Annotated in this window: 24 protein-coding genes; 12 read left to right on the plus strand and 12 right to left on the minus strand. The window is 63.2% G+C overall.

Annotation, left to right across the window (positions count from 1 at the left end):
* Nucleotides 1-84: 84 nt before the first annotated feature.
* Nucleotides 85-1,011 carry a LysR family transcriptional regulator gene (locus J1M86_RS02825; RefSeq protein ID WP_206508745.1) on the plus strand — a complete coding sequence of 309 codons (927 nt, stop codon included), beginning with the start codon at nucleotides 85-87 and terminating at the stop codon, nucleotides 1,009-1,011.
* On the opposite strand, the gene J1M86_RS02830 is transcribed toward J1M86_RS02825, so the two are convergent.
* From J1M86_RS02830 to mqo, 3 genes are all read right to left on the minus strand, one after another.
* Nucleotides 977-1,318: a hypothetical protein gene (locus J1M86_RS02830; RefSeq protein WP_206508746.1), complete on the minus strand. Its 342-nt coding sequence runs from the start codon at nucleotides 1,316-1,318 to the stop codon at nucleotides 977-979. The two genes, J1M86_RS02825 and J1M86_RS02830, sit on opposite strands and share 35 nt — an antisense overlap.
* 293 nt (nucleotides 1,319-1,611) lie before the next feature.
* A complete protein-coding gene (locus J1M86_RS02835; protein WP_075839300.1) occupies nucleotides 1,612-2,880 on the minus strand; it encodes a hypothetical protein in 1,269 nt (422 codons plus the stop codon).
* A 40-nt stretch (nucleotides 2,881-2,920) separates the two neighbouring features.
* Nucleotides 2,921-4,324 carry a malate dehydrogenase (quinone) gene (gene mqo, locus J1M86_RS02840; RefSeq protein WP_075839301.1) on the minus strand — a complete coding sequence of 468 codons (1,404 nt, stop codon included), beginning with the start codon at nucleotides 4,322-4,324 and terminating at the stop codon, nucleotides 2,921-2,923.
* 94 nt (nucleotides 4,325-4,418) lie between these two features.
* Here mqo and J1M86_RS02845 point away from each other — a divergent pair, with 94 nt between their 5' ends.
* The 3 genes from J1M86_RS02845 to J1M86_RS02855 all read left to right on the plus strand — a co-directional run bounded on the left by J1M86_RS02845 (nucleotide 4,419) and on the right by J1M86_RS02855 (nucleotide 7,408).
* On the plus strand, nucleotides 4,419-5,318 hold the full coding sequence (locus J1M86_RS02845) for a LysR family transcriptional regulator (RefSeq protein ID WP_075839302.1): 900 nt from the start codon (nucleotides 4,419-4,421) through the stop codon (nucleotides 5,316-5,318).
* 143 nt (nucleotides 5,319-5,461) lie between these two features.
* Entirely contained in the window at nucleotides 5,462-6,796 is a 1,335-nt protein-coding gene (locus tag J1M86_RS26790; RefSeq protein ID WP_307786511.1) for a hypothetical protein, read from the plus strand.
* Nucleotides 6,797-6,835: 39 nt separating this feature from the next.
* Nucleotides 6,836-7,408: a nucleotidyltransferase family protein gene (locus J1M86_RS02855; protein WP_206508747.1), complete on the plus strand. Its 573-nt coding sequence runs from the start codon at nucleotides 6,836-6,838 to the stop codon at nucleotides 7,406-7,408.
* 23 nt (nucleotides 7,409-7,431) lie between these two features.
* On the opposite strand, the gene J1M86_RS02860 is transcribed toward J1M86_RS02855, so the two are convergent.
* Complete coding sequence (locus J1M86_RS02860; protein ID WP_307786512.1) at nucleotides 7,432-8,643, minus strand: MFS transporter; 1,212 nt, start codon at nucleotides 8,641-8,643, stop codon at nucleotides 7,432-7,434.
* A gap of 129 nt (nucleotides 8,644-8,772) precedes the next feature.
* Here J1M86_RS02860 and J1M86_RS02865 point away from each other — a divergent pair, with 129 nt between their 5' ends.
* From J1M86_RS02865 to ribA, 4 genes are all read left to right on the plus strand, one after another.
* The gene (locus J1M86_RS02865; RefSeq protein WP_075839307.1) at nucleotides 8,773-9,369 is read left to right on the plus strand and encodes a TetR/AcrR family transcriptional regulator; all 597 of its coding nucleotides are present in this window, start codon (nucleotides 8,773-8,775) and stop codon (nucleotides 9,367-9,369) included.
* A 192-nt stretch (nucleotides 9,370-9,561) separates the two neighbouring features.
* Nucleotides 9,562-10,071 carry an NADPH-dependent FMN reductase gene (locus J1M86_RS02870; protein ID WP_075839308.1) on the plus strand — a complete coding sequence of 170 codons (510 nt, stop codon included), beginning with the start codon at nucleotides 9,562-9,564 and terminating at the stop codon, nucleotides 10,069-10,071.
* On the plus strand, nucleotides 10,068-10,565 hold the full coding sequence (locus tag J1M86_RS02875) for a flavin reductase family protein (RefSeq protein ID WP_075839309.1): 498 nt from the start codon (nucleotides 10,068-10,070) through the stop codon (nucleotides 10,563-10,565). Before J1M86_RS02870 ends, J1M86_RS02875 begins: the two co-directional genes overlap by 4 nt.
* Complete coding sequence (gene ribA / locus J1M86_RS02880; RefSeq protein ID WP_206508748.1) at nucleotides 10,565-11,791, plus strand: GTP cyclohydrolase II; 1,227 nt, start codon at nucleotides 10,565-10,567, stop codon at nucleotides 11,789-11,791. Before J1M86_RS02875 ends, ribA begins: the two co-directional genes overlap by 1 nt.
* Before the next feature lie 19 nt (nucleotides 11,792-11,810).
* Here ribA and dnaB read toward each other — a convergent pair whose 3' ends face one another.
* The 6 genes from dnaB to rpsF form a co-directional block, all read right to left on the minus strand.
* Nucleotides 11,811-14,456: a replicative DNA helicase gene (gene dnaB, locus J1M86_RS02885; RefSeq protein ID WP_206508749.1), complete on the minus strand. Its 2,646-nt coding sequence runs from the start codon at nucleotides 14,454-14,456 to the stop codon at nucleotides 11,811-11,813.
* A 538-nt stretch (nucleotides 14,457-14,994) separates the two neighbouring features.
* A complete protein-coding gene (locus J1M86_RS02890) occupies nucleotides 14,995-17,169 on the minus strand; it encodes a SulP family inorganic anion transporter (RefSeq protein WP_307786513.1) in 2,175 nt (724 codons plus the stop codon).
* Nucleotides 17,170-17,472: 303 nt separating this feature from the next.
* Nucleotides 17,473-17,928 carry a 50S ribosomal protein L9 gene (rplI, locus tag J1M86_RS02895; protein WP_206508751.1) on the minus strand — a complete coding sequence of 152 codons (456 nt, stop codon included), beginning with the start codon at nucleotides 17,926-17,928 and terminating at the stop codon, nucleotides 17,473-17,475.
* 16 nt (nucleotides 17,929-17,944) lie between these two features.
* Nucleotides 17,945-18,187, minus strand: a complete 243-nt coding sequence (gene rpsR / locus J1M86_RS02900; protein ID WP_072805029.1) for a 30S ribosomal protein S18 — start codon at nucleotides 18,185-18,187, stop codon at nucleotides 17,945-17,947.
* 43 nt (nucleotides 18,188-18,230) lie between these two features.
* The gene (locus tag J1M86_RS02905) at nucleotides 18,231-18,770 is read right to left on the minus strand and encodes a single-stranded DNA-binding protein (protein ID WP_206508752.1); all 540 of its coding nucleotides are present in this window, start codon (nucleotides 18,768-18,770) and stop codon (nucleotides 18,231-18,233) included.
* Nucleotides 18,771-18,829: 59 nt separating this feature from the next.
* Nucleotides 18,830-19,117, minus strand: a complete 288-nt coding sequence (rpsF, locus tag J1M86_RS02910) for a 30S ribosomal protein S6 (protein WP_075839311.1) — start codon at nucleotides 19,115-19,117, stop codon at nucleotides 18,830-18,832.
* A gap of 162 nt (nucleotides 19,118-19,279) precedes the next feature.
* Here rpsF and J1M86_RS02915 point away from each other — a divergent pair, with 162 nt between their 5' ends.
* The 3 genes from J1M86_RS02915 (at nucleotide 19,280) to J1M86_RS02925 (ending at nucleotide 21,966) form a co-directional block, all read left to right on the plus strand.
* The gene (locus tag J1M86_RS02915; RefSeq protein WP_206508753.1) at nucleotides 19,280-20,659 is read left to right on the plus strand and encodes a glycosyltransferase family 87 protein; all 1,380 of its coding nucleotides are present in this window, start codon (nucleotides 19,280-19,282) and stop codon (nucleotides 20,657-20,659) included.
* Nucleotides 20,660-20,755: 96 nt separating this feature from the next.
* Complete coding sequence (locus tag J1M86_RS02920; protein WP_075839341.1) at nucleotides 20,756-21,439, plus strand: response regulator; 684 nt, start codon at nucleotides 20,756-20,758, stop codon at nucleotides 21,437-21,439.
* 152 nt (nucleotides 21,440-21,591) lie between these two features.
* Entirely contained in the window at nucleotides 21,592-21,966 is a 375-nt protein-coding gene (locus tag J1M86_RS02925) for a LuxR C-terminal-related transcriptional regulator (RefSeq protein WP_206508754.1), read from the plus strand.
* Nucleotides 21,967-21,977: 11 nt separating this feature from the next.
* Here J1M86_RS02925 and J1M86_RS02930 read toward each other — a convergent pair whose 3' ends face one another.
* Together J1M86_RS02930 and J1M86_RS02935 are read right to left on the minus strand one after the other, a co-directional pair.
* The gene (locus J1M86_RS02930) at nucleotides 21,978-23,075 is read right to left on the minus strand and encodes a DUF475 domain-containing protein (RefSeq protein WP_206508755.1); all 1,098 of its coding nucleotides are present in this window, start codon (nucleotides 23,073-23,075) and stop codon (nucleotides 21,978-21,980) included.
* A 104-nt stretch (nucleotides 23,076-23,179) separates the two neighbouring features.
* The gene (locus J1M86_RS02935; RefSeq protein ID WP_075839342.1) at nucleotides 23,180-23,755 is read right to left on the minus strand and encodes a TerD family protein; all 576 of its coding nucleotides are present in this window, start codon (nucleotides 23,753-23,755) and stop codon (nucleotides 23,180-23,182) included.
* Between the two features lie 247 nt (nucleotides 23,756-24,002).
* Between J1M86_RS02935 and J1M86_RS02940 the strand changes: the two genes are divergently transcribed.
* Complete coding sequence (locus tag J1M86_RS02940) at nucleotides 24,003-25,124, plus strand: hypothetical protein (protein ID WP_206509118.1); 1,122 nt, start codon at nucleotides 24,003-24,005, stop codon at nucleotides 25,122-25,124.
* The last annotated feature ends 24 nt before the right edge of the window (nucleotides 25,125-25,148 follow it).

Below are 25,148 nucleotides of genomic sequence, written 5' to 3' on the forward strand. Positions count from 1 at the left end.
GCTCCATGAAACGCTGGATTCGGGTGATCATCAACGCGAAAGTTGACATAGCATCTATGAGCAGGACTCATAGATGGAGGCAGGATGGAACTACGACAGCTGAGATACTTCCTTGCCGTCGCCGAGGAGCTCAACTTCTCGCGGGCAGCGGAGCGGTGCTACGTCTCGCAGTCCGCCATCAGCCTGCAGATTGCAAAGCTCGAACGAGAGATGCGAGCGCCTCTGTTCGAACGGTCGTCTCGTTCGGTCCAATTGACCACGGTGGGAACTCGATTGGTGTCCATCGCCCGGCACATGATGGACCTCGAGCAGGCAGCGCTGGCCTTGACGGCGCGAAGCCGGAACCAGCTACGCCTGACGGCGAACATGACATTTGCGGCAAATGCCATCGCCGCGATCGTTCAGGTGAGAGAACGCCACCCAGAAGCGGAGATCGATTTCGTCCTGAAACGATTTGCTGAGCAGATCGAAGCTGTCACCTCCGGCGACTGTCAGGTGGCGTTGATTCGCGGCAGCGTCGAGCGATCCGGTCTCGATGCGATCGAGCTGTGGACCGAGGACCTCGTGGTGGTCCTGGCCGAGGGACATCCACTGGCATCCGAGACCAATCCAAGCCTGGAGCAGCTGGCCGACTATCCGCTGCTCCTGCCGAAACGTAGCGAACAGATTCTCCTGCACAGGGTCGTCGAACGCGCCATGAAACGCAGCGGACTACGGCTGAGCTTCGGCCCACCCGTCGCCCTCGACCACACCGCAAGCGCAGAACTACTGAACCACCCCGAATGCTGGTCCATCCTGTACGCGAGCACCGCGGACAACACACCGAAGACGGGGCTCGTCTTCCGATCCGAGGCTCAGCAACGACTGCGGCTGCCGGTCTCGGCTGTGATCGACACCTCCGCGCCCGAGACCGCGATACAGCGAGACCTCATCGCAGCTCTAGCGGAGACAGCGCCGTCGTCGGCATCGACATCGGTCACAGCACTCCCGCCTCCCGCATCTGCTGGATGACGAACTCTCCCGAATAGTTGCTCACCTGCGACCGTGGGCCGCGCATCGGCGCGAACGCGATCCCGAATTTCGCCATGCTCGAATCAGACTGCGCTACAGCAATATCAAACGAATAGCGATCACCATCTACCGTCATCTCGCCAGCGCGATAGGCATAGTCTTGGACGCCGATGCGCACCTGCCGTTTCGCAGCCACCCCACGGACGGCCACGAGTTCGATCACCGTGTCATTTTTCAGACCCGTGCAGGCGTACACGGCCTCGAGAACGTCACCGGCCTTCGGGACATCGACGGTGCCACCGCCCATGGCACCACCCGCTTGCGAAACCCAGCTGGTGGCCCATTGCGGCGGATCGTCACCCGCAACCGTGACACCCGACGGTTCGTCTCCGGTGCAACTTGCCTCCTTGGTCGAATCGTCCGAACACGCCGACAGCCCGACAACGGCGCCGACGCACACTGCGCAGATCACTGTCCACCGTCGCCTTGCACCCAACCAACCCATAGCCTCGCCCATCACCGACTCCACCGCCGGACAGCCCCGACGGCCCCCGGAGGAACCATACCTCTCGGACCGTTTGTGGTGGCGGTCAGTGACGATTAAGACGCGTGAAGGTGCCGCCCTGGTCGCCGAGCGATTGCGAGTCCTGCAAACACGATGACCGACACCGAGACGAGCACACCGATGTTCAGCGGGGATAACGCGGCGACAACCGGGCCCTCGTAACCGGTCTCGGTCCCGTCGGTCCAGTAGTAGACCGATGGGACGTTCGGGGCGGACACCGAGAACAAAGTCAGCGTCATCGGAATAGCCGGGGCCATAGCCGAGGCCGGCAGGTTCACCGGGAGCGCGGACCCGAGGCTGAAGCCGACGGCAGCCGGGAACAGCAAGGTGTACGCCACTGTCGGTACTACATTCAAACCCGCCGTGTGGGTGAGCAATCCGGTCGCCGCGACGCACGCCAGCACTGACAATCCCACCACTACATGGGGACGGTGAGAGCCGAGGACTGCGGCAAGAGCCAGGACGGCGACGCCACCCAATGCAATCCACCACGACCGAGAAGACCACGCCAAGCCAGTCACTGTGGTCGCAGCTACTGCCAAGCCGACCATGAGGATGACACCGTCACGGGCATCGACGAACCGCGAGGCTGCGAGCGTAGAAGCGCACGAAACAACAACTGCCAGCGTCCATCCCCACGTTGCCGAGGTGATCGAACCGAGAAAGATGTAGGCCAACAGGTATACCAACACAAGCGCAATCAAAGCGAGGACAACGCGGGTGGTCGCCTCATCTCTCGCCAGCGGACCCAACCGAAGCGCGACCACGGACACCAGAACGGCGACGGCCAACAGCACGAGCGGGTGGGCGGAGGGCTCGACGTAGCTGGACCCCACGGATACGAGCCACCGTCCCTCCTCGGAGGGGAGAAGAGCTCTGACGGCGCCCCAGAACAGCACCCCAACCGACACCCCGACGATCAGCGCGACCTGCGCGGCGCGTCGTGTCACCGAAATGACGGCGGAGGCGCCCAACAGGAGTCCAGCACCCACAGCACTGACAGACACAGCCTGATTACCGGCAACTGGCACCAAGGCAGGCAACGCAATGACGGCGGGACCGGTGACGCCAGCGAGGGCGACGAGCCGAGCCGATCGACGCACCTGCACCGCCAGGATCGTCAGAAGCGCCACGCTCACGGTCACGAACCCGGACCACTGGGGCGTAACGAACTGTCCGAACCACACACCGGACTCTTCCGCGAACCGCGAGTCGTTCCCCAGCGACAATCGCGCAGCGAGTACCGCCGTCAAACTTCCACACAGCGCCGCAAACGTCGGCCCATGGCGCTCGGTCCACTTCATCCGTCGAACTTAGCGAACCGTAAAACTCAGGAGCTCTTTCTCACCAGTACGGAGCGAGGGAAGTCCCCGGTAGCAACTCCTGCAAACGCGGCGCCCACGTTCCTCTGTCTTCAGCGAAGCATCGCTCCAAGACTTCGATCATCGCCGACGGCGCCACGGACGCGCCTGGGGAGGCGCCGAGGAGTCCTGCGATGGTTCCGTCTGCACCGGTGACGATCTCGGTCCCGAACATCAACTCGCCGGAGATCCGTGACATCGGCTTGATCAGCTGCGCGCGTTGCCCCGCAGAGATCGGGTACCAATCGGCTGGCTTCGCATCCGGATAGAACTTCTGCAGCTCCGCAAACTTCTTTCTGCGCGTTGCCAGCAGTTGTCCGACGAGATACCGCACCAGAGAGAGGTTCTGCGCACCAACGGACAGCAGAATCGCCAGGTTCGATGGGCGAATCGTGGTGAACAGGTCACGCAACCGACCGTGTTTGAGCAGCCGCGTACTGAAGGTCGCGTACGGCCCGAACATCAGTGACGCTGTGCCATCGACGATGCGCGTGTCCAGGTGCGGTAGCGACATTGGCGGTGCGCCGAGCGACGGCTTGCCGTAGACCTTTGCCCGGTGTCGGTCGACGACGGCGGGATCGTCCGTTCGGAGAAACTCGGCCCCGAACGGGAACACGCTGTACCCGCGGATCTCGGGAATGTGGGCCTTCTGCAACAATCGCAGTGCATATCCACCGGCGCCGACGAACACGAACCGTGACCGAACCCGAAACTTCCTGCCTCCGTGCATCGAACGGCCCGACACAGTCCAGATTCCGTCGCGTCCCCGTTCGAGGTGCGTCACCTCGCAACCGGTGTCTATCCGGCACCCGTTGGTGGACATCGATTGCGTCAGTGAGTGTGTGAGTGCACCGAAGTCGACGTCTGTCCCGGCCGGAGCACGGGTTGCGGCCATGCGTTCCGCCGACGCCCTGCCCTCTATGAGCAAGGGTGCCCAGCGGTGTACGACCTGCGGGTCCTCGGTGTACTCCATCGCCGCGAATGCAGGGTGCGATCGGAGCGTGGTCCATCGCCGACGGAGATACTCGACGTCCTCGTCCCCGAAAACCACGTTCATGTGCGGGACCGAGCTGAGGAAAGACGCCGCGACGTCGCCGCTCTCGATCAGTGAGGCCCAGAAGTCTCGGGTGAGCGCGAACTGGTTCGCGATGACCTCGGGTTTCGACGAGTCATCTGCATCGGGCATGTAGTTCAGTTCACATAGTCCTGCGTGCCCGGTGCCGGCGTTGTTCCACGACCCAGAGCTCTCCCCAGCCAGGTCGTCGAGGCGTTCGAGAAGCGCAATGGACTTGTCCGGCATTGTCTTTGCGATGAGCGTCCCCAAGGTGGCAGACATGATTCCGCCACCGATGAGCAGCACGTCCAGTGGTTCCGATTGCTTGTCCATAGTCAGTTTCCGATCTGCTCGCCGATACACCTGCCATGCTTCCGAGCAGATATTCATCCGTCCAATGATCTTTCAATGGATTTATGATCCGAATATGGATGATGAAGTGTTCTTCGGGCCTGAGTCGATCGCGCCACTGCTCACCGCCTTCGACGCGGTGGCCGCCGAAGGGCACGTCACCCGTGCCGCCGAACTGCTGGGAGTCCCGCAGTCCTCGGTGAGCCGACGACTGCGATCGCTCGAGAGGATCCTCGGGCTCGCCCTGTTCCAGCCCGTCGGCCGCGGGGTGGCACTGACGGCCTCGGGGCATGAGTTCTTTCAACGCACCCACAATGCGATTCGCGAGTTGGACGATGCGGTCTCGGCAGTTCGAGCCGACGCCGATCCGGACAGCGGACTGGTGCGCTTCGGGTTCCCGTTGACTCTCGGCCCCCGCTCGCTGTCGACACTGCTCGTTCAGTTTCACGAATCCGCGTCGCGCATTCGGGTTCACCTGGTTCAAGCTCACGGTCAGGCCCTGGCGACGATGTTGCGTGAGGGCCGTCTCGACGTGGCGGTGATGATCCCGCCACCGGGCGACCTCCCCGCCGTGATTCTCGGTAGTCAGCAGATCTGTCTACACGTAAGCCGGACACACCCCTTTGCCCAGAGGCAGACCGTCGGCATCGAGGAGCTGGCAAACGAGTCTTTCGTAGCCAGCCCGCCGAGCTTTCACTTGCGTACACTCCTCGACAACTGGTGTGCCGAGGCGGGTTTCCGGCCACGAGTTCCGTTCGAGATCAACGAGATCGACACTGTCCGAGCACTGGTCGCCAGCGGACTCGGAGTCGCACTCCTGCCGGTAGCGGAGTCCACCGACCCGAGTGTCGTCACCGTCCCGTTGACGGGCCACCGCGGGCGAGAGGTCGCACTCGTGACCGGCCGATACCGCCCCACCGCGGCCGTGGCCCGTTTTCACGCGCACGTCGTCTCCAGCGAGTTCCTGGCTCGATAGGCTCGGACTTCCGGGGTTCCGACGGCGATATTCGCTGGACACGTTCTTGCGAACGAGCAATGCTGAGAGCCACGCAACTTCGGAGAAGGGACCCCGTTTTGCACGAGCCGAGTGGCCCGCACCTGATACTTCCCGTCGATCCCGTGGCACCCATTCGCGATGGTGTGCTGGACGTCTATGTGCCGGATGGCCCACCACCGTCGGCGTGTGTGCTGCTGGTTCATGGCTTGTACCCAGCGAAACCCGAAGTGATGCCGCGTGATTCGAACTTCTACCACGACTATGCCAGCCATCTTGCCCGACGCGGAGTCGTGGCGGGCGTCGTAGACCACGAACTCACCGATGGATTTCTCTATCCGGAGGCTCTGCGCACGGTGTCCGCGGCTGTGGAGCAACTGCGGTCACGTCCCGAGGTCGACGGTAGCGCCATCGGTCTGTGGTTCTTTTCGGGCGGCGGTCCGCTCGCATACCCGTTCCTGGCCGATACCCAGCCCTGGCTGCGCTGCGTCGAGTTGACCTATCCGGTACTCCCTGGCCCCGGTACCCCCGGTTGGCCCGACCCGGAGCACGCGATACGTGGGGTAGCGACCGTTCCGACGCGCATCACGTTGGTCGAAAACGAGATTCCCGACTTCGTCGGCGGACAGAGAGACTTCCTCGCCCATGCATCCACGGTCGGAGCGCCGCTCGACGTCATGACCGTGGCAGGCGCCGGCCACGGCTTCGACGCCATGCTCGATACACCCGATGCGCAAGCGGCGGTGGAAGCGGGCCTCGACTGGATGGTCGCGCAGCTCACGCACATTGTGCAATCGCGGCGATGTGAAGTAGTCCAATCGACGGATATCCGCCAGGCAGGTGTCGATGCAACCATTGCTCACGACACGAACCTCATCCTGTGCGGAGCAAATATGTTGAACAATAATCGAATACGCCAGTCTCTGGTAGTCGCGGCTGCCGCGGGCGCCGTCGCCCTACTCGCCCCCGGCACGTCCGCGGCGCAACCGAGCACCGGTAGCGTCGAGGCCGCAATCGACAGTGGCAGCGCCATTCTGGATAGTGGAAGCGCCATCCTCGACGGCGGGAGCATCGTCGACGGTGCGAGAAGCATTCTCAACAGCGGGAGCTCGATCATCAACAGCCTGCCGGGAACAGGCTCGATCGCACCGCGGCAGCTGTGCAATCAGGACACCATCGCCGGTGGTGCCGGAGTCACGCAAACCGTGCATGACCTGGGCCGGAGCGGCCCAACCTCGTTCATGCTCCGTTACGAGACCTACAACATTCCGGACATCATCGATGTGTATTACCAGGGTGGCCTCGTCTACAGCACCGGCCAGGTCGGGGACAACATCAACGAGGGCACCGGTTCGGCTGTAGTGAACCTGCCCGCGGGCGGAGACACGACCGTCCTCGTCAAGGTGATCGGGCCGGCCGGAACCGACTGGAACTACACCGTCGGATGCCCAGTCGCGTAGTCGTGATCCATCGCAGCACTTGTGTGTCAGGATGCTGCGATGGGCCCGCACGAGTTCTGGACTGCCATCCGAACGAACTCCGTCGTGACGGAGATTCTCGAGCGCGCACCGAGGCTGGACCTGCCGGATTGGTATCTCACCGCCGGTGGGCTGTTCCAAACCGTCTGGAACTACCGATCGGGCTACGACCCGCAGACCGGCATCCGTGACTACGACTTCTTCTATTTCGACGACTCGGATCTGTCGTACGAGGCGGAGGACCGCGTCATCCAGCAGGCCGAGGAGTTGTTCGGCGATCTCGCCGTCGATGTGGAAGTGCGCAATCAAGCGCGAGTTCACCTCTGGTACGCCGACCATTTCGGTGCTGAACTGAGTCCGTACCGAAGCTCCGAGGACGCCATCGACCACTTCGTCTCGACCACCTGCTGTTTCAGAGTCCGCACCGACCCCGACGGGACACCTCGGGTCTACGCCCCACACGGCTACGAGGACGTGTTCGACGGCATCATTCGACCCAACCCTCGTCTTCCGATGCGTCACGTCTACGAAGCCAAAGCCGAACGGTGGAAGTCGATCTGGCCGAATCTCACCGTACTGCCGTGGGAGGCATGAGGGAGTCATGTAGGTCGCAGCGCTCATACCTTTACCGATGCGCTACGCCTACTGACAAAGAGAAGAAACACTGCAGCCGTTGCAAGCACAGCTCCGATTGCGGGGAGGACGCCCACGGCGGTGCCGCTGGAAAGAGCGACAGATCCAATCCATGCGCCTGCGGCGTTGGCGAGCTGAAAGCCCGCGATGTTCACTGTCGCGGCGAGTTGCGGTGCGTCGCTGGCGGCGCCGATTAGCTTCGATGCGAGCGGCGGGATGATCGAGAACCCGGTGGCGCCGAGGACGAACATCCAGGCGAACGCGAACCACGGCATATTACCGAAGACGAAGAGCACCACCAACGCGAAGGCCAGTGCGCTCAATGCGACGTACAACGTGCGATCGAGCGCCTTGTCCGCGAAGTAGCCCCCGAGTTGATTGCCTACCACCGAGCCCATGCCGAAGACGAACAGCGCCACGGTGACCGTCGACGCTGAGATAGCGGCGTGCTCGGTGAGGTACGGCGCGATGTAGGTGAACACCACGAACAGCGCCGCTTGGCTGAGCGCGGTGAGCCCGATGGCCCACAGGACCGGTCCCCGCGTGAATACGCGTAGTTCCGCTGTCGCACCGCCGGTTTGATGAGATGGAGCCGCGTTGCGGGTGGAGGCGATGAGCCCAGCGGTGACCACCAGCTGGAACACGGCGATGATCGCGAAGGACCAGCGCCAGCCGAGTTGGGTGCCAATCAGGGTGCCAAGCGGGACGCCCAGGACGGTGGCGAGATTGAGGCCCAGCGTCACGCGGGCGATCACCCGTCCCTGGAACTCCGGTGCCACCAGCGAGGTCGCCAACACCAGGCAGAGCGCGAAGAAGGTTGCGTGCGGTAGCGCGGTGATCACCCGGAAGACCACCATGACCGCGAAGTTCGGTGCCAGCGCTGTTCCCACATTCCCGATGACGAACAGCCCCATCAGCGCCACGATCAGCGGCGTCCGCGGCACCCGCGTGGTGGCGATCGTCAGCAGCGGGCCACCGATGACCACTGTGAGTGCGTAGATCGTGATGAGGAGCCCAGCGCTGGAGGTACCGACTCCGAGGTCGGTGGAGATATCCGAAAGTACCCCTACCACCATGTATTCGACGGTTCCCACTCCAAACACTGCGAGCATCATCCAGATGATGGCGACCTTCGCATGTGTACTCCGGCGGGTAGGCCGGGCTGGGGCCGTGGTGTCGTGTCGCGTCTCGGTCACCGTTTGTACATCCCTTCGATCGGGTCGGGCCGTGTTGTATTCGAACCGTAAGCCATTCTCTTAGCGATCGCTACAGGAGTAGACTGGATCACAGCAGACATCTCGTGCGAAGCGAAATCAGGAGGGTGCATGGCGGGCGTACCGGGACAGGGACGAAAGTTCGACGTCGACACAGCGCTCGACCAGGCGATGCTCGCGTTCTGGGAGCACGGATACGAAGGGACGTCGGTGGCAACGTTGACGTCCGCGATGCGCATCAACCCGCCGTCTCTATACAGCGCATTCGGCGGTAAGGAGGGCGTGTTCTTTGCGGCGATCGATCGCTACAAAGCCACTCGCGGCGACTTCATCGATCGCGCCTTCGCCGAGGAGGCCCATGCGAGCGGACTGATTCGCCGCCTGCTCCACGAGGCCGCCACGCACTACACGGACAAGTCCTGTCCGGGTGGATGTTTGATCATCAGCTCGGCCGTCGGCGTGACCCCCGCCAACGACCACATCGCAGACCGGTTGCGGGACATGCGAAATGCGAACGTAGCGTTGCTGTCCGAACGAATCGCCTCGAACATTGCCGACGGTGCACTACCAGCGGACTGCGATCCCGAGGACATGGCCGAGTTCACCGGCGTGGTCATCCAGGGGATGTCCCAACGCGCCCGCGACGGCGCCACCGCGCAGCAACTCGAACGCGTCGCCGTCAGGGCCCTGGACATGCTGAACTTGTAGAAGCTGGGGCGACCACCAGCCCCGGCCTGACCCGTTGTTTGGCGTTCTCCGGGACGGCGCGCGCGTCGGCGCAGGTCAGCACTGCTGGCGAGGCGACCTTCAGTGGCGCAATGCTCCAGCCATCGGAGGGTTGCACGGCCGACATCCGGACGGTGTTGAGTAGTTCTCACCCCACTGCAAGGAGGATCACGCATGAAAGTCACGGTGGTTGCGGGCAACCCCAAGCCGGCCTCTCGAACCCTCGATGCCGCGACGAGCGTGGCAGAGAAGCTGACAGGTGAGACCCCCGACGCGACGGTCGACGTGATCATGCTCGGCAGCGGACTGTTGGGTTGGGGAGACGCCGCGGTGGCGGAGGCAGTGGAGACGGTCTCGTCCTCCGATCTCGTGGTGTGCGCAAGTCCGACCTTCAAAGCCACCTACACCGGAGTTCTCAAGCTGTTTCTCGACCAGTTCGCAGGCGATACCGGCCTGCGCGGTGTGACGGTGCTGCCGCTCATGCTCGGTGCAGGCCCGGCGCACGCGATGGCTCCCGACCTCTTCCTCAAACATGTTCTGGTAGAGCTCGGGGCCACAGCCCCCGCACCGGGTCTCTATCTGATCGACTCCAGCTACACCACCGACTCCAAGATCGGCGACTACGTTTCCCGATGGGGATCGACTCTGCTCGCCGCCGCGTCCACCCGATCGGATCTGTCATGACCTTGGCCACCACCCAGCTCGACCATTCCGTCCTTCGGTCGGCGTTCGCGCAGTTCCCCTCAGGTGTCGTCGCGTTGTGCGCGGAGATCGACGGCAAACCGATGGGGATGGCCGCGTCGAGTTTCGTTGCGGTGTCGATGGATCCACCACTGGTCGCGTTCTGCGTCCAACACACCTCCACGACATGGCCCAAGCTCACCACCTCGGCTCGAATCGGCATTTCGGTCCTGGGCGAGTTGCACGACGGCGCGGCCCGCACGCTGGCCGCCAAGACCGGCAACCGATTCGAAGGTCTCGACACAACCACCACCGAGGACGGTGCCGTCTTCATCGAGGGGGCGAGCATGTGGCTCGACGCCACCGTCACCGAGCAGGTCCCGGCTGGAGATCACGCCATAGTGCTCATGGCGATCAACGAGCTCGAGGTCAAAGCGGATGTGCCTCCGATCGTGTTTCACGGCAGCAAGTTCCGACGCCTTGCCGTGGATCTTTGATGCGGGCGGTCGAGGCGGCGCTCGATTCACTACGTGCTGGCAAACCTGTGTTCGTGACCGATTCCGCGGATCGAGAGAACGAGGGCGACGTTATCCTCGCGGCAGATCGGGTCAATTCGGACTGGGTGGCGTGGACCGTCCGAAACACTTCCGGCTTGCTATGTGCACCGATGACCGGTGCGCGCGCGGACGCGCTGGAACTTCCCCAGATGGTGTCGAACAATCAAGATCCCAAGCAGACCGCCTACACGGTGACCGTCGATGCGGCATTGGGGGTCACGACGGGAATCTCCGCTTCGGATCGTGCACGCACACTACGGGTGCTGGCCGGCGCGGACACGGTTGCGGCGGACTTGATCCGGCCTGGCCACGTTCTGCCGCTGCGGGCTCGGCCCGGAGGCGTTATCGAGCGACCCGGACATACCGAAGCGGCCGTGGATCTCTGTGCATCGGCGGGGTTGCCTGCCGTCGGTGTCATCGCTGAGTTGGTGGCCGACGACGGTTCGATGATGCGCTATCCCGCCGTCGAGGCGCTGGGGCGGCAGATGAGTTTGCCGGTTCTGACCATCGACGAACTCGTCGCCTATCGACGAATGACGAAATCTGCGCCAGCACCGGAGCGGCCCCGAGTGGAACGTATCGTCGAGACGGTTCTACCCACCCAGCACGGTGAATTCCGGATCATCGGCTACCTCGATCACGAGACAGGTGCGGAACATGTCGCGCTCGTGCGCGGCACGCTCGGGTTACGTTCTCTCGCGCGAGTGCACTCGGAATGCTTGACAGGCGAGTCCCTTGCCTCCCAGCGCTGCGAATGCGGCCCCCAGCTAAGCGCTGCGATGGAGCGAATCGGTCGCGAGGGTGGTGTGGTCGTGTATCTACGCGGGCACGAAGGGCGTGGCATCGGTTTGGTCAAGAAACTCGCTGCATATCGTCTGCAGGATCAAGGATTCGACACTGTCGCGGCGAACTTGGAGCTCGGCGAATCAGCGGATGGCCGCGAATACGGCGGCGGCGCTGCGATTCTGCGGGACCTCGGACTCTCGTCCGTACAATTGCTGACGAACAATCCCGCCAAGGTATCGGGCCTGGAGGCTCACGGAATCGAGGTGTCCGCGCGGCTACCCTTGTTGGCGGGTGTTGCACCGGGCAACATTCGATACCTCCAGACGAAGCGAAATCGCATGGGGCACCTGCTTCCTGCGCAATCCGAACGTAGCTCGTAGCGGCGGGGTCCGCCAGCAGCTACCCCCGTGCCATGTCCACGAAGCGCGACAGGTGCAGCTGGTGCGCGACGGTGATGGTCGCGGTCGGACCGTTGCGGTGCTTGCCGAGAATGAGGTCGGCTTCGCCGCCGCGCGGGTCGTCGCGCTCGATGGCGTCGGGGCGGTGCAGCAGGATGACCATGTCGGCGTCCTGCTCCAGCGAACCCGACTCACGGAGGTCGGAGACCATCGGCTTCTTGTCGGTTCGCTGCTCGGGACCACGGTTGAGCTGGCAAACCGCGACGACCGGGCATTCGAGTTCCTTCGCGAGAAGCTTGAGCTGACGCGAGAAGTCGGAGACTTCCTGCTGCCTCGATTCGACCTTCTTGCCCGAGGACATCAGCTGAAGGTAGTCCACCACAATCAGTTTCAGGCCGTTGCGCTGTTTAAGACGACGCGCCTTCGCGCGGATCTCCATCATCGTCAGGTTGGGGGAGTCGTCGACGAACAACGGCGCTTCGCTGATCTCACTCATCCGACGCGCCAGGCGGGTCCAGTCGTCGTCGGTCATCTTTCCCGAACGCATATCGCCGAGTTTGATTTTCGCTTCGGCGGACAGCAGACGCATGACGATCTCGGTGCGGCTCATTTCCAGAGAGAAGATGACACTGGGCATGCCGTGCTTGATCGAGCACGACCGCATGAAGTCCATCGACAAGGTGGAGTTGTGCGTCGGAATCATCGACTCACTGGCGAGGTAGAGGTGCTCGGCGTTGTCCACTTCCACACAACGCACCGGAACGGACTCGACCTTACGGACGTCGACGATGAAGCGGGAACCGGACCGGACTGTTGAGTTTGCCGCCCGACGCTCCTTGTGCAACATCTGCTTTCGATGCAGGCCAAAAACTACTTCGTCGGTGGCGAAGGTCAAAGTGTATGCGGTCGACGACGCCTCGGTGCGTCCCTGGACTCGCTTGGTCGACAAGTGCACGCGATAGCCGAGACTGACTACGAGTTCGCGAACGTCGGTGACCAAACGCTCGCTAGTGACACTGAATTGCGCAGATCCGCCCGCCGTGACCGTTCCGTCGGTGTCGAGCAAACCCGCGAGAAGCGCTCGGCGCTGTGCCACTGAGCTGCGCAGGTACTGATTGGGAATATGTTTGTCGCCGAGGACGCCGATCGTACGAAGCCGAGCCTGAACCGTACCGACCGTATTTCGGCATTCCTGGCATCGGTGCAGCCCTGTTGTACGGGCGCCGCAATCGATACAGGTAGGAGGCTCAACGGGCTCGGAAATGAAGCGCGCTTTACCCCCACAGGATTGACCGCAGGTACGGACAGTCAACGGGAAAGGTACGAATTCCTTGCCGCACACGATGCACGCCTTCGCATCTACGACTTCGGACTGCAATTGAAGTCTGTACCGCAGGGCGGCAGACGGCGACGCCGTCACCCGGAGTCCTTCCCCCTCGATGCGCGTGATGATCTCGGGATCAGCGGTCGTGAGCTGTGCGCAAGCAGACGAACCGTCGCCCAGCCATGCCCCCAGGGTGTACGGAGGGACCAACAAGTCGCGCTCGGGCAGTTGCACTGCCTGCGAGTTGCCGACCGAATGATTGAGTCGCTCATCCTTGGTGTTGCATCGGACCGTCTTCGCGATCTCCTCGGTGGTGCGCACCTCAGCGAACGTCTTCTGATTGCGCATGCGGTGGTAACTGGCTGCCGCGGTCTGCGCCGACTTCCTCGATGCCCTGGTATCTGTCAGCCACTGATGCTCCGCATCGGCGACGATGACTGTGCCATCGGAGAATTCGACCTCGTAGCACGGACGGTCGAGCATCACGTCGGTGGCTGCGACCACGCGTGTGGGAATTCCGTGAGCGTCGATGAGGTGATCGCCCACCGCGACCTCACCCATGGTGGTCCATCCATCGGGTGTGGGTAGCGGTGTGTCCAGCGCGAGCGCCTTGCCCACACCAGGCCTGGCCGCCACGATGATCATCTGACCGGGGTGCAGGCCGTTGGTGATCTCGTCGAGTTCGGCGAAGCCGGTCGGTACGCCGAGCGAGATGCCGCCGCGGCTGGCGATGGAGTCGATCTCGTCCATCGTCGGCTGCAACAGCTCTTCGAGGGGCAGGAAGTCCTCCGAGGTGCGCCGCTCGGTGACGTCGTACACCTCGGCCTGTGCTCGGTCGACCACCTCGGCAACGTCCTGGCCGTCGGAGCCGGCATACCCGAACTGCACGATGCGCGTGCCCGCCTGAACCAGGCGACGCAGAATCGACTTCTCAGCGACGATCTCGGCGTAGTAGCCGGCGTTGGCAGCCGTCGGGACGGTCTGCGTGAGCGTGATCAGGTAGGGCGGACCGCCGATGCGCTTGAGCTCACCGCGACGATCCAGCTCGGCGGATACCGTCACCGGGTCGGCGGGCTCACCGCGGCTGTAGAGGTCCAGGATCGCGTCGTAGACGTTCTGATGCGCCGGACGGTAGAAGTCGCCGGGGCGGAGCACCTCGAGGACGTCCGCGATGGCGTCCTTGCTCAGCAGCATGCCCCCGAGAACCGATTGCTCCGCGGCCATGTCCTGTGGAGGTTGACGGCCGAAGTCTTCACCCGGTGCCTCACTGGGAGGTGATTCGGAGGAATAGCCCGACTGTCCTCGATCGTCCACAACTGCCACGAGAACCGACCGTCCTTTCCCCTCGAAACCCTCACCGCCTGACACGGCCACGCCCTGACACCAGTTGTACAGCCAGCCTCCGACAGTCCTCGGATGTGCTGGATGCAGCTGGCGCCGTGGGCGCCGTCGCCGCGTCACGAAGAGACGCTGCACGGACGTTAGGTGGTCTCGTCTCCAGTCACAACACGGCCTGTGGATGAACCTGTGTAGCAATTGTGGACAGTGCTGAACAACTGTGTTGACCACCTGGGGATAACCTGGGTATAACTTTCCGAGGTTCGGCCATATCTGCCGCTCAGAGCATGTACATAAAGTTTTTTGCCTGTGCATCAACTTGGGAGCGGCGTGTCGAGCCAAGTTGACAGCTCGGGCGTGTTGAGTAAATGCCAGGTGAACAAAGGAGTGAACTGGGTCACAACGTATGGGATTTCACACAATTTCGGGGTGCACGAATGTTTAAACCGAAAAACCCGCATTCGATTCCGAAAATTCGCCCCGACTTCCATGGGCTTGACTCGACACCGGCCCTACTGTTCGGCTAGCGATCCTCGTCGAGGACCGTGATTTCCTTGGTGCCGATCTGCAGGACACGCGCCGAGGGGATGTCGAAGAAGAGTCCAGTGATGCGGACCCTGCCCTCCGCCGCGGCGCGACCCACCACGTGGTGCCGGGCGAGCGTCTGCAACTGCACAGCGACGTTGACCATGCCCAGTTGATCGCCCTCGCCGAAACCGAGTTCGGCGGCCGCTCGGCCGACAGGATGCCCGCTGCGATACGCGTCGAGGCTCGCCAGCCCGTGCTGCAGCCACTCCACCACCCGCTCGTTGGCGGCGTTCTCGGGTCCAGCCATCACGGCCTTCATGGCGCCGCATCCCGAGTGACCGCAGACGACGACCGAACTCGTCCCTACGACGTCAACGCCGTAGGCGAGTGCCGCCTCGACCGAGGTGTCCTGCCCCTGCGCGGGCACAAAGTTGCCCATGTTGCGGACAGTGAAGAGATCGCCCGGCCCACTGCTGGTGATCGTGTTGGGCATGACACGGGAGTCGACACAGCACAGGAAGAACGTGTCGGGTTCCTGGAACTCTCGGAGCCCCTCCAGATGCGGTCTGATGGCGGCCGCGTGAGTGCGGTGGTACTCGGCGACACCAGCGATGACGGGACGCAGCGCCGGCGGCTGATCCTCCATCTCTACGTCACTTCGGAGCTGCCATGCGGACCACGGTGCCAGCGATCGACGTGACTCGGTCAGTCCGCGCTTGGGTGGGCCTTCTGCCGCCGCGGCGAGCGATGCGGATCCGTTCTCTTCGATCTTTACTGTGCCGCCGCCCAGTTCGTGCTGACGTACCCACTCGTGAAGGTGCTCGTGCACAGCATGATCGAGGAAGTCCACTGCCAGTTCCATGCGAACAGTCGCGCCGGCGGGCACCGATGCCAGCACACGCGTCAGTCGCGGCAACGACAGGAAGCTCAGCGAGCCCTGCATGCGCACGCGCCAGCCACCATCGACCGTTTCGTCGGCATGGACATGCGCCCACACCACTCGGCGCAACACGAGGAATATCGCGAGGGCGAGCCCGATGAGCACACCCTCGAGTAGGTTGAGAGCGACGACACCGACGACTGTCACGCCGTAAACGGCGATGTCTCCGGTCTTGCGCGCAATCTTGATGTCCGCCAGCTTGATCAGCTGTACACCTATCATGACCAACAAGCCGGCCAGCGCAGCGAACGGCACCAACTCGACCACCGAGATGAAGAGAACCGAGAAGACCAGGATCCACACGCCGTGCAGAATCGCCGATGCGCGAGACTTCGCCCCGGCCTTGACATTGCTGGCGCTGCGCACGATCACACCGGTCACCGGAAGTCCGCCGGCCGCACCGGAAACCATGTTGGCGGCGCCTTGCCCGAGTAGTTCGCGATCGAAGTTGGTACGCGGACCGGTGTGCATCTTGTCGATGGCTACGGCCGATAGCAGACTCTCCACGCTGGCGATCAACGCGATCGTCAGCACACCCGTGGCAATTCCCGCCCATTGCCCATCCGGAAGCGCGGGGAGACTGAGCGCCTCGATCAGGTTGCCGGGCAGTTCGATTCGTTCCACGTCGAGGTCCATCAGAACCGAGATTGCTGTTGCAACCACCACGGCGACGAGAGCGGCCGGGACCTTCGTTGCCATTCCCGGCATACGCGGCCATGCGAGCATCAGAGCGATCACGATGCCGCCGATGAGAATCGACGGCCACTGGCCGTCGGCGATCGACGTCGGGATGGCAAGGAGGTTCTCCACCGCCGAGCTCTCGGATTCACCCCCGAGGAGGACGTGAATCTGTTGCAGCGCAATGGTGACACCGATTCCGGCCAGCATCGCATGCACCACCACCGGGGAGATGGCCAGTGCGTGGCGCGCAATCTTGCTGAGCCCCAACAGTATCTGCACTGCTCCCGCACCCACGGTAATGAGGCATGTCAGAGCCCAACCGAACTGGTTGACCAACTCCGCGACCACGACGGTGAGGCCGGCCGCTGGGCCACTCACCTGCAGCGCCGACCCACCCAGGGCGCCCGCGAGAATGCCTCCGATAACGGCGGCGATGAGGCCCGCCATGATCGGCGCGCCCGAGGCGACGGCAATACCGATCGACAGCGGGACGGCGACGAGAAAGACGACCAGCGAGGCCGGAACGTCGTATCTGAGAATGCTTGTCACACGGGACCGAGGTCCAGTGCGCTCGGGTGATGTTTCGGAAGAATCCTGTTCGGCTGTCGTTGTCACGTCGAAGTCCTCCGGGCGTCTCGGCGTCAGGTCGGTCGATCGCTTGTCGTACTACTTGTTTCCCCGTGTCGCCCCTTCGACCCAAGCTACGCACATGAACTTGAAATCGCTTATCAAGAGACGATCTTCACATTCGAAAACCGTTGTGAGAAGCAACCTTTGTGAGTAGACACGAAAAAGCCCCACGAACGTTGTGTTCGTGGGGCTTTTGCGGCTGTATCGGCCGGAAGCGTGGAATCAGCTTCCGACGACCTCCAGCTTGAACTTGGCAGCCACATCGGGGTGCAGGTTCACGACGACGTCGTGCTTGCCCGTTGCCTTGATGTGTGCCTTCGGCAGTTCGACGCTGCGCTTGTCGACGACCGGTCCACCGGCTGCCTTGATCGCCGAAGCGACGTCGGACGCGGTGACCGAACCGAACAGCTTGCCCGAGTCGCCGGCGGTCTTGACCGACAGCGTCACGGACTCGAGTCCTTCGATGGCCTGCTTGAGCTCGTTGGCGTGCTCGAGGCCGCGGACGGCACGAGCTTCCTGAGCGCGGCGGATGCCTTCGACCTGCTTCTGTGCGCCGCGGGTGGCCGCGATGGCCAGTCCACGAGGCAGCAGGAAGTTACGGCCGTAGCCGTCTTTGACCTCTACGGTGTCGCCAGGCGCACCGAGGTTGTCCACATCAGCGGTGAGGATCAGCTTCATAGTTGATCGCCCCTTTCTATCGTGCCGTCGCGGCGTAAGGGAGCAGAGCTACCTCACGCGAGTTCTTCACGGCAACGGCCACGTCACGCTGATGCTGGACGCAGTTGCCGGTGACTCGACGCGCGCGGATCTTCCCGCGGTCGCTGACGTACTTACGCAGCAGCGTCGTGTCCTTGTAATCGATTTGCGCGTTCTTTTCCTTGCAGAAGGAACACGCTTTCTTCTTGAGCACCTTGTCGCGCAATGGCGGTTTGGGCATGGTCTTTCTCCGTTACATCTGGTTGTTCTCGATCGCGAAGGATCTAGAACGGAGGCTCGTCGTCCCCGCCGCGAGATCCGCCGAAGGAGCCGGACGCCGCGGGAGCACTGCCCCACGGATCGTCTCCACCGGAATTGGATCCCGCGTTCGAGGCCGGGCGCGCTCCGCCCGATCCACCCGAGGAACCACTGAAGCCGCCTCCGCCGCCACCCCCACCGCGACTGGCCTTGTTGACCTTCGCAGTGGCGTAGCGCAGAGATGGACCGATCTCGTCGACTTCGAGCTCGACGACAGTTCGCTTTTCGCCTTCACGCGTTTCATAGGAACGCTGCCTGAGCCGGCCGGTCACGACTACTCGTGCCCCACGGGTCAAGCTCTCGGCCACGTTCTCCGCAGCTTCACGCCAGATGTTGCAGCGCATGAAGAGGGCGTCTCCGTCTTTCCATTCATTGGTCTGACGGTCGAACGTGCGCGGAGTGGACGCAACAGTGAAGTTGGCCACGGCCGCACCGGCCGGGGTGAAGCGAAGTTCTGGATCTGCCGTCAAGTTTCCGACGACGGTGATGACGGTCTCGCCTGCCATGGTTCCTCTTTCAGTAGAGAAGTCTTTGTTGATGCCAGCCTAGAGGCGAGCAACGACAATTACTTGCCCTGTCGCAGGACCTTTGTGCGCAGAACGGACTCGTTGAGACCGAGCTGGCGGTCGAGCTCGCTCACGGTGGCAGGCTCGGCGTTGATGTTCACAACGGCGTAGATGCCCTCGGCGTGCTTGGCGATCTCGTAGGCCAGACGACGCTTGCCCCAGACATCGACCTTGTCGACGCTGCCGCCGTCCTTGCGAACGACGTTGAGGAACGTGTCGAGTGACGGAGCGACAGTGCGCTCGTCCAGATTGGGGTCGAGAATGACCATCAATTCGTAATGACGCATAAGACCTCATCACCTCCTGTGGACTAGTGAAAACGGCCACGGACGATCCGTGGCAGGAGGGTCGTTGCGTCAGCAACCCTTGGAGGGTACACGGCCATGGCCTGACCTGGGAAATCACTCGACGGTTCCGAACTCGTTACCCAGGCGCCCTAGGCTGGCGGCATGAAGAGGGAAGGGTGGTTGCCGCGAACGCGTCACTCCGCAACCGCCACAGCGATCATCGTGTCCCTGTGTGCGGTGACCCTGTTTCTCGGTTACCTGAACAAGGCGCGTTGCGCGATCGCGCCGTTCTACGACAACGGTCGCAGCACCGCGTTCGACCTGATCAAGGACACTCGCGTCTGCTATTCCGACATCCAGTTCCTGTGGCTGGGTCGCGACATCGACAATCACGTTTTCCCGTATCTGGATGGTGCCATCAACTCCGATGGAATCCTGACGGGGGGAACCGTCGAATACCCGGTGCTGAGCGGGCTGCTGATGTGGCTGGGCGCGATCCCCGCGCACACCGATGCCGAGTTCCTGCTCTACTCGGCGCTGCTGCTCGCGCCCTTCGGTCTCCTGACCGCCTGGATGCTCGGACGGCTGGCGGGCAATGCCGCTCTTCTGTGGTCCGTCGGGCCGCCACTGGTGATGTACGCATTCCACAACTGGGAGCTGCCGGTGGTCGCCTCCGCGGTCGGCGCCGTGTTCGTCATGAACACACGGTGGTCGCTGCGCACCCGCTCCATCATCGCGGCGGTTCTGCTCGGCATCGGGTTCTGCCTCAAGTTGTATCCCGGGGCGTTCGTGCTTCCGCTCGCCGCCTACGTCGCCTACGAGGGAGCTCGCGGCCGAGGCCGCTTCGACATCCGCGGCGGACTGTCGGTCATCGCGGCGGCCACGGCAACCGTGATAGCGATCAATCTTCCGTTCGCCGTGCTCGGTTACGAGGGCTGGCGGGCGTCGTTCGCGTTCCAGACGCTGCGGCAGGCCGACATCACGACCAATTCCATCTGGTACTGGGGCATGCGGCCGCTCTACTTCGTCGACGGCGTGCCCGAGGATGGATCCGAGCAGGCCGAAGCAGCGTTCCAGAACGCCGTCGACGTGCTGTCGCCACTCTTGGTGTTCGCGGCATTCGGGCTCGCGCTGTGGCTCGGCGCCCGGCGCGCCAGGGTCGATAACCTCTACCCGTGGGTCGCGGTGAGCGGATCGATGCTCTGCGGCTTCCTTCTCCTGCACAAAGTGCACTCACCGCAGTACACCCTGTGGCTCGTGCCGTTCTTCGTGTTGCTCCGCGTGCCATGGCCCCTCGTCGCCGCATACCTGGTGGCTGATTTGTCGATGGGCATCGGCATCTTCAAGTACTTCGCCGCGCTCTCCCAGGAAACAGACGAAACCACCGAGGAGTTCTTCGTCGAGGTCGGCGTCTGGGGCCGAGCAGTACTACTGGTCGTGTTCTTCTTTCTGTTCCTCCGAGCGCAGACCAGGTTCGAGCAGGAACCGTCCGCGAGGCTGCCCGTCACCGCCGACGTCCCCGTAGGGTCGGTTCGCCAGTAACGAACCGACCCCGCTGTTCGACAATTGCTCAGAGGGCAGGCAAGCTGAGTACACGAGCCGGGGGGCGACGGCATGGCACACAGCGCGGGGGAGCCGATGACGGTCGATGAACCGATTTCAAGACACGGTCGGTTGCGCCGTATAGGACTCGTGGAGGACCACGAATCGGTCGCGGTGGGGCTGGGAGCGATTCTCGCCGACGAGGCCGACCTGGAGCTCGTTGCCGTTGCCGCAACCGTCGACGAACTGGTCGAACTCGGCGAGAAGCTCGATCTCGTCGTACTCGATCTTCGCCTCGGTGACGGCTCGTCACCCCGCTCGAACGTCGAGAAGCTGCACGCCCTCGGCGTCCAGGTGTTGGTCTACACCGGTGCCGAGAACCCATTCCTCGTCCGCTCGGCGGCGCGTGCCGGAGTGCTCGGTGTCGTCCGAAAATCCGAACCGGCCGCGGCCATCGTCGCCGCCATCCGTAGTGCCGCCGCCGGCGACCAGGTGGTGACGACGGATTGGGCGGCGGCGATCGATGGGGACCCACAACTACCCGACGTCGGCCTGAGCCCGCGTCAGCGAGAGGTGCTCGCGTTGTACGCATCTGGCGAGAAGGCCGGGCGCGTTGCGCGTCTGGCCGGCCTGTCGGAGCAGACGGTCAACGATTACCTGGTGCGGATCAGGAACAAGTACGCCGAAGCAGGGCGGCCTGCGCCGACCAAGACCGATCTCTACAAGCGAGCGGTCGAGGACGGGTGGCTACCGATGCCGGAAGTGCCGCCACAGACCTGATCGAAATCGTCATCACGCGGCTACACATGCGGAGGTTGTGGTTTCAATGCCCCTAGTTTTCAGGGCAGACAACCTGGCAGTCAGCTGAGAAAATTCTGCAAGGAACGGTAGCGCCGCGGCGCAACCGTCATCGGGTTCGGGGGAGGAACATCATGTCTGTCGAGTTCAGCACGGGGGAGGAATCAACGGTCGGCCGGATCACGGAGATCCCTCCCGGCCGACCGATGTCCCTCGTTCCGGCAATGCAGTCTCCGCCGATTCGGATTCCACGGGCCGCGGCTTCGGCAGGACCGTTCAAGCCACGGCCGATGCTGACCAAACGTGAGATTCAAGTCCTCACCGGATGGATCAGGTGCGATTCCAAGCTTGCCGTCGCGAATTCTCTCTTCATCTCGCTGGGCACCGTGAACACGCACCTGACCCGCATCCGTGCCAAGTACGCCGCTGTCGGCCGGCCGGCATCGACCAAGGCTTCCCTCGTCGCCCGCGCCCTGCAGGACGGGCTGATCGACATCGCGGACCTGTAAGGCGCATCGACTCACACGTGCGTGGGGGTGGCGCTGTCTTGTGCTTCGACCTTCCGGTTGCGCATCACCGAGCCGATGAACGCTGCGCCGATGAAGAAGACGCCGACGAGTCCGGTGATGATTTCGTTGATGTGTACCCCGATGGACACCATCAAGATGAGCGCGAGCGCGCCGATGGCCCAGTGCGCGCCGTGCTCGAGATACACGTAATCCGACAGCGTGCCCTTGCGGACGAGGAAGACGGTGATGGACCGCACGAACATCGCGCCGATGAAGCCAAGGCCGAGGGCGATGATGATGGGGTCTGCGGTGATCGCGAACGCGCCGATGACGCCGTCGAACGAGAATGAGGCGTCGAGCACTTCGAGATAGAGGAACAGAAAGAAGCCGGCCTTGCCGGTCGCCTTGGCCAGGGCTGTCGGTCCGCCGGCGGCGTCTTCTGAGTCGTTCTCGACGTGGAACAGTTCTCCCAGCCCGTTGACTGCGATGTAGGTAACCATCCCCAGGACACCTGCGACCATGACTGTCGAGATCTTGTCGTCCTCGGCGAGGAACTCGGCGGTGAGGACCAGGATGATGCTGGCGACCACGACGGCGAGCTGGTTGAGACGCCCGATCCGCGCGAGAGGCCTTTCCAGCCAGCTGAGCCAGGTGATCTCGCGGTGCTCGAAGATGAACCCGAGGAACAACATCAACAGGAACATTCCGCCGAAGGCCGCGATCTGCGGGTGCGCGTCGGTCAACAGGGTCTCGTAACTGGGACTGCCATCCGGGAAGGTTGCGGCTCCGTCGGCGGGCGGGTTCAGCGCCAGATCGATGGCTGCCACCGGACCGAGACCCGAGGCTGCCCAGACGATGATGAGGGGGAACAGCAATCGCATGCCGAACACGGCGATGATGATGCCGATCGTCAGGAAGATCCTCTGCCAGAACTCACTCATCCGCCGCAGAACGGTGGCGTTGATGACGGCGTTGTCGAAGGAAAGTGACACCTCGAGGACGCCGAGGATCGTCACCAGAAACAATGCCTGCCAGCCGCCGTAGAGAAAGGCGACGATCATCGACACGATCGTGACGCCGATGGACCATCCGAAGATGCGCACAACCACGGTGAGTGGCCTTTCTGTAGCAGGCAGAGGGAGGGAAGACGAGAAAACCCCGCCTCATCATGAACGATGAAGCGGGGCAAACCCCAATCATTGACCAGCCTTTACTACACGTTTACCCCGAAATCGCGGGCAATTCCGGCGAGGCCCGACGCGTAGCCCTGGCCGACCGCACGGAACTTCCACTCGGCGCCATTGCGGTAGAGCTCACCGAACACCATTGCCGTCTCCGTGGACGCGTCCTCGGTGAGGTCGTAGCGCGCGAGCTCGTTGTTGTCCGCCTGGTTCACGACACGGATGAACGCATTGCGAACCTGACCGAACGACTGCGAACGAGCGTCGGCATCGTAGATCGAAACGGGGAAGGTGATGGTGTCGACATTCGGCGGAACAGCCGAGAGGTCGACCTTGATCGCCTCGTCGTCACCCTCACCTTCGCCGGTGAGGTTGTCACCGGTGTGCTCGATGGCGCCGTCCGGGCTCTTCAGATTGTTGAAGAAGACGAAGTGCTGATCGCTCAGCGCTTTCTTGTCGGCGCCCAGAGCGATTGCGCTGGCGTCGAGATCGAAGTCCGTGCCGGTCGTCGAACGCACATCCCAACCGAGACCGACCGTAACGGCGGTCATGTTCGGAGCTGCCTTGGTGAGTGAAACGTTGCCGCCCTTGCTGAGGCTGACGCCCATGAGAAGTCCTTTCGCAATGAGTTCCTGTCCGGAATTCACCGTAGTGGTCTCGTGTCCGCTAGGTCACTGTTCGTCCTGCTTCTCTACGCCAACGCGCATCCGACCCGGAGAAGTTCCCGTCAGTAGTATCGACAAGGTGACAAGCCGCCGACCTGGACTCTTTCGCCGACTCGGTGGGTCCGCTCCCGGAGCACCCGGAGCCGGAGACAGTTCCGCGCAGGGCACGGCGGTCGCAGCGTTTCTGGACATGGACAAACGGCAGTCCATCGCATCGTCCGGTGTCGACGCCGTACGCAGCCTCGAAACCGAGCACGAGCTTTCGTCGCGGCGCGAGATGCTGGATCGCTGGGCGGCCACCGAGAAGACCTGTTTCGACGCCGGTGCCGCATACCTGGCCGCAGTGGATCAATTCGACGGCATGACCAACACCGCGGCCAAGACCGCGTTCGAGAATGCCGCCCACGGTCTGGGTGTCGCAGCACAAGCCGTCGACCGTTTCTATGCGGCGCACCGCAGCTCTCTCGAAGAGGCCCGGGCGGCGCTCGCCGCAACGCCCCGCATTGCCCGGGATGCGAAGGCCCAGGCGGAACAGGCGCAGCTCGAGCTCGCGTCGGCGGATCCGTCGTTCGTCGACTATCCCTCGATTCGTTCGGCATTCCTCTCCGTCGACACCGCCGTTGCCGCCGTCGATGCGTCTCTGGCGTCCAACGATGCTCGGGGTGCGCGCGCCGCCGCCGCGGACGTTCGAGAAGCCGCCGTGGCGTTGAAGGCAGCGCTCGCCGCGGCACCCGCGCGGGCACGGGAGGCGCAGTCCGCTCTGGCGTCGGTGCGGACCCGAGTCGAAGCGGTTCGCACCCGGTTCGACCGACTTGCACCGGCGTTTTCCACCCTTCTCCGCGAGTTCAACGTCGCAAGCTCCGCCGACCTCTCCGACAACGAACGTGCCAGCGCACGCCACATCGAGCAGGCCGAGGAGGACTTGGCGGCGGCGCGGGCTGCTGCCGGCGCAGGCAACCCCGAGCAGGCTCTGGAATACGTTGCGCAGGCACGTGCACATCTGAGCGATGCCGAAGAACTCGTCGACGCCGTCACCGACCGTGTCGATTTGCTGCGCAAGGTGAAGGCTGATCCGGTTGCAAGAGAACAGTCGGTGCGTTTCCGGTTACGAGATGCCCAACAACTCGCCGTCAATCGCGGCCTGGTTGCCGAATGGGGATCTGTGTTGGATGCTCAGCTGGCTCGTATCGACCGCGCCAGCGCCGCCCTGACGGGCACGCACCCCGACTATTGGTCGTACCTGCAAGACCTGGACAGCATCTCGGCCTTCATCACCGGGGTGGTCGACCGGATGCGCGCTTCGGCTCGCTGATCTCTTTCCCACGGACACAAAGGA

It is taken from the genome of Rhodococcus sp. KRD197, from assembly GCF_017168235.1.
GTDB lineage: Bacteria > Actinomycetota > Actinomycetes > Mycobacteriales > Mycobacteriaceae > Rhodococcoides.

Bases quoted from the DNA above. Each gene is read 5' to 3' on its own strand.
- J1M86_RS02830 (WP_206508746.1), bottom strand. From the start codon at position 1,318: ATGGGCGGTGGCACCGTCGATGTCCCGAAGGCCGGTGACGTTCTCGAG.
- J1M86_RS02905 (WP_206508752.1), bottom strand. From the start codon at position 18,770: ATGGCAGGCGAGACCGTCATCACCGTCGTCGGAAACTTGACGGCAGAT.
- mqo (WP_075839301.1), bottom strand. From the start codon at position 4,324: ATGGACAAGCAATCGGAACCACTGGACGTGCTGCTCATCGGTGGCGGA.
- J1M86_RS02875 (WP_075839309.1), top strand. From the start codon at position 10,068: ATGACCTTGGCCACCACCCAGCTCGACCATTCCGTCCTTCGGTCGGCG.
- J1M86_RS02935 (WP_075839342.1), bottom strand. From the start codon at position 23,755: ATGGGCGTCAGCCTCAGCAAGGGCGGCAACGTTTCACTCACCAAGGCA.
- J1M86_RS02915 (WP_206508753.1), top strand. From the start codon at position 19,280: ATGAAGAGGGAAGGGTGGTTGCCGCGAACGCGTCACTCCGCAACCGCC.
- J1M86_RS02865 (WP_075839307.1), top strand. From the start codon at position 8,773: ATGGCGGGCGTACCGGGACAGGGACGAAAGTTCGACGTCGACACAGCG.
- rplI (WP_206508751.1), bottom strand. From the start codon at position 17,928: ATGAAGCTGATCCTCACCGCTGATGTGGACAACCTCGGTGCGCCTGGC.
- J1M86_RS02920 (WP_075839341.1), top strand. From the start codon at position 20,756: ATGACGGTCGATGAACCGATTTCAAGACACGGTCGGTTGCGCCGTATA.
- J1M86_RS02855 (WP_206508747.1), top strand. From the start codon at position 6,836: ATGGGCCCGCACGAGTTCTGGACTGCCATCCGAACGAACTCCGTCGTG.
- J1M86_RS02845 (WP_075839302.1), top strand. From the start codon at position 4,419: ATGGATGATGAAGTGTTCTTCGGGCCTGAGTCGATCGCGCCACTGCTC.
- J1M86_RS02925 (WP_206508754.1), top strand. From the start codon at position 21,592: ATGTCTGTCGAGTTCAGCACGGGGGAGGAATCAACGGTCGGCCGGATC.
- J1M86_RS02940 (WP_206509118.1), top strand. From the start codon at position 24,003: ATGGACAAACGGCAGTCCATCGCATCGTCCGGTGTCGACGCCGTACGC.
- ribA (WP_206508748.1), top strand. From the start codon at position 10,565: ATGCGGGCGGTCGAGGCGGCGCTCGATTCACTACGTGCTGGCAAACCT.
- J1M86_RS02870 (WP_075839308.1), top strand. From the start codon at position 9,562: ATGAAAGTCACGGTGGTTGCGGGCAACCCCAAGCCGGCCTCTCGAACC.
- J1M86_RS02825 (WP_206508745.1), top strand. From the start codon at position 85: ATGGAACTACGACAGCTGAGATACTTCCTTGCCGTCGCCGAGGAGCTC.
- J1M86_RS02835 (WP_075839300.1), bottom strand. From the start codon at position 2,880: ATGAAGTGGACCGAGCGCCATGGGCCGACGTTTGCGGCGCTGTGTGGA.
- rpsF (WP_075839311.1), bottom strand. From the start codon at position 19,117: ATGCGTCATTACGAATTGATGGTCATTCTCGACCCCAATCTGGACGAG.
- rpsR (WP_072805029.1), bottom strand. From the start codon at position 18,187: ATGCCCAAACCGCCATTGCGCGACAAGGTGCTCAAGAAGAAAGCGTGT.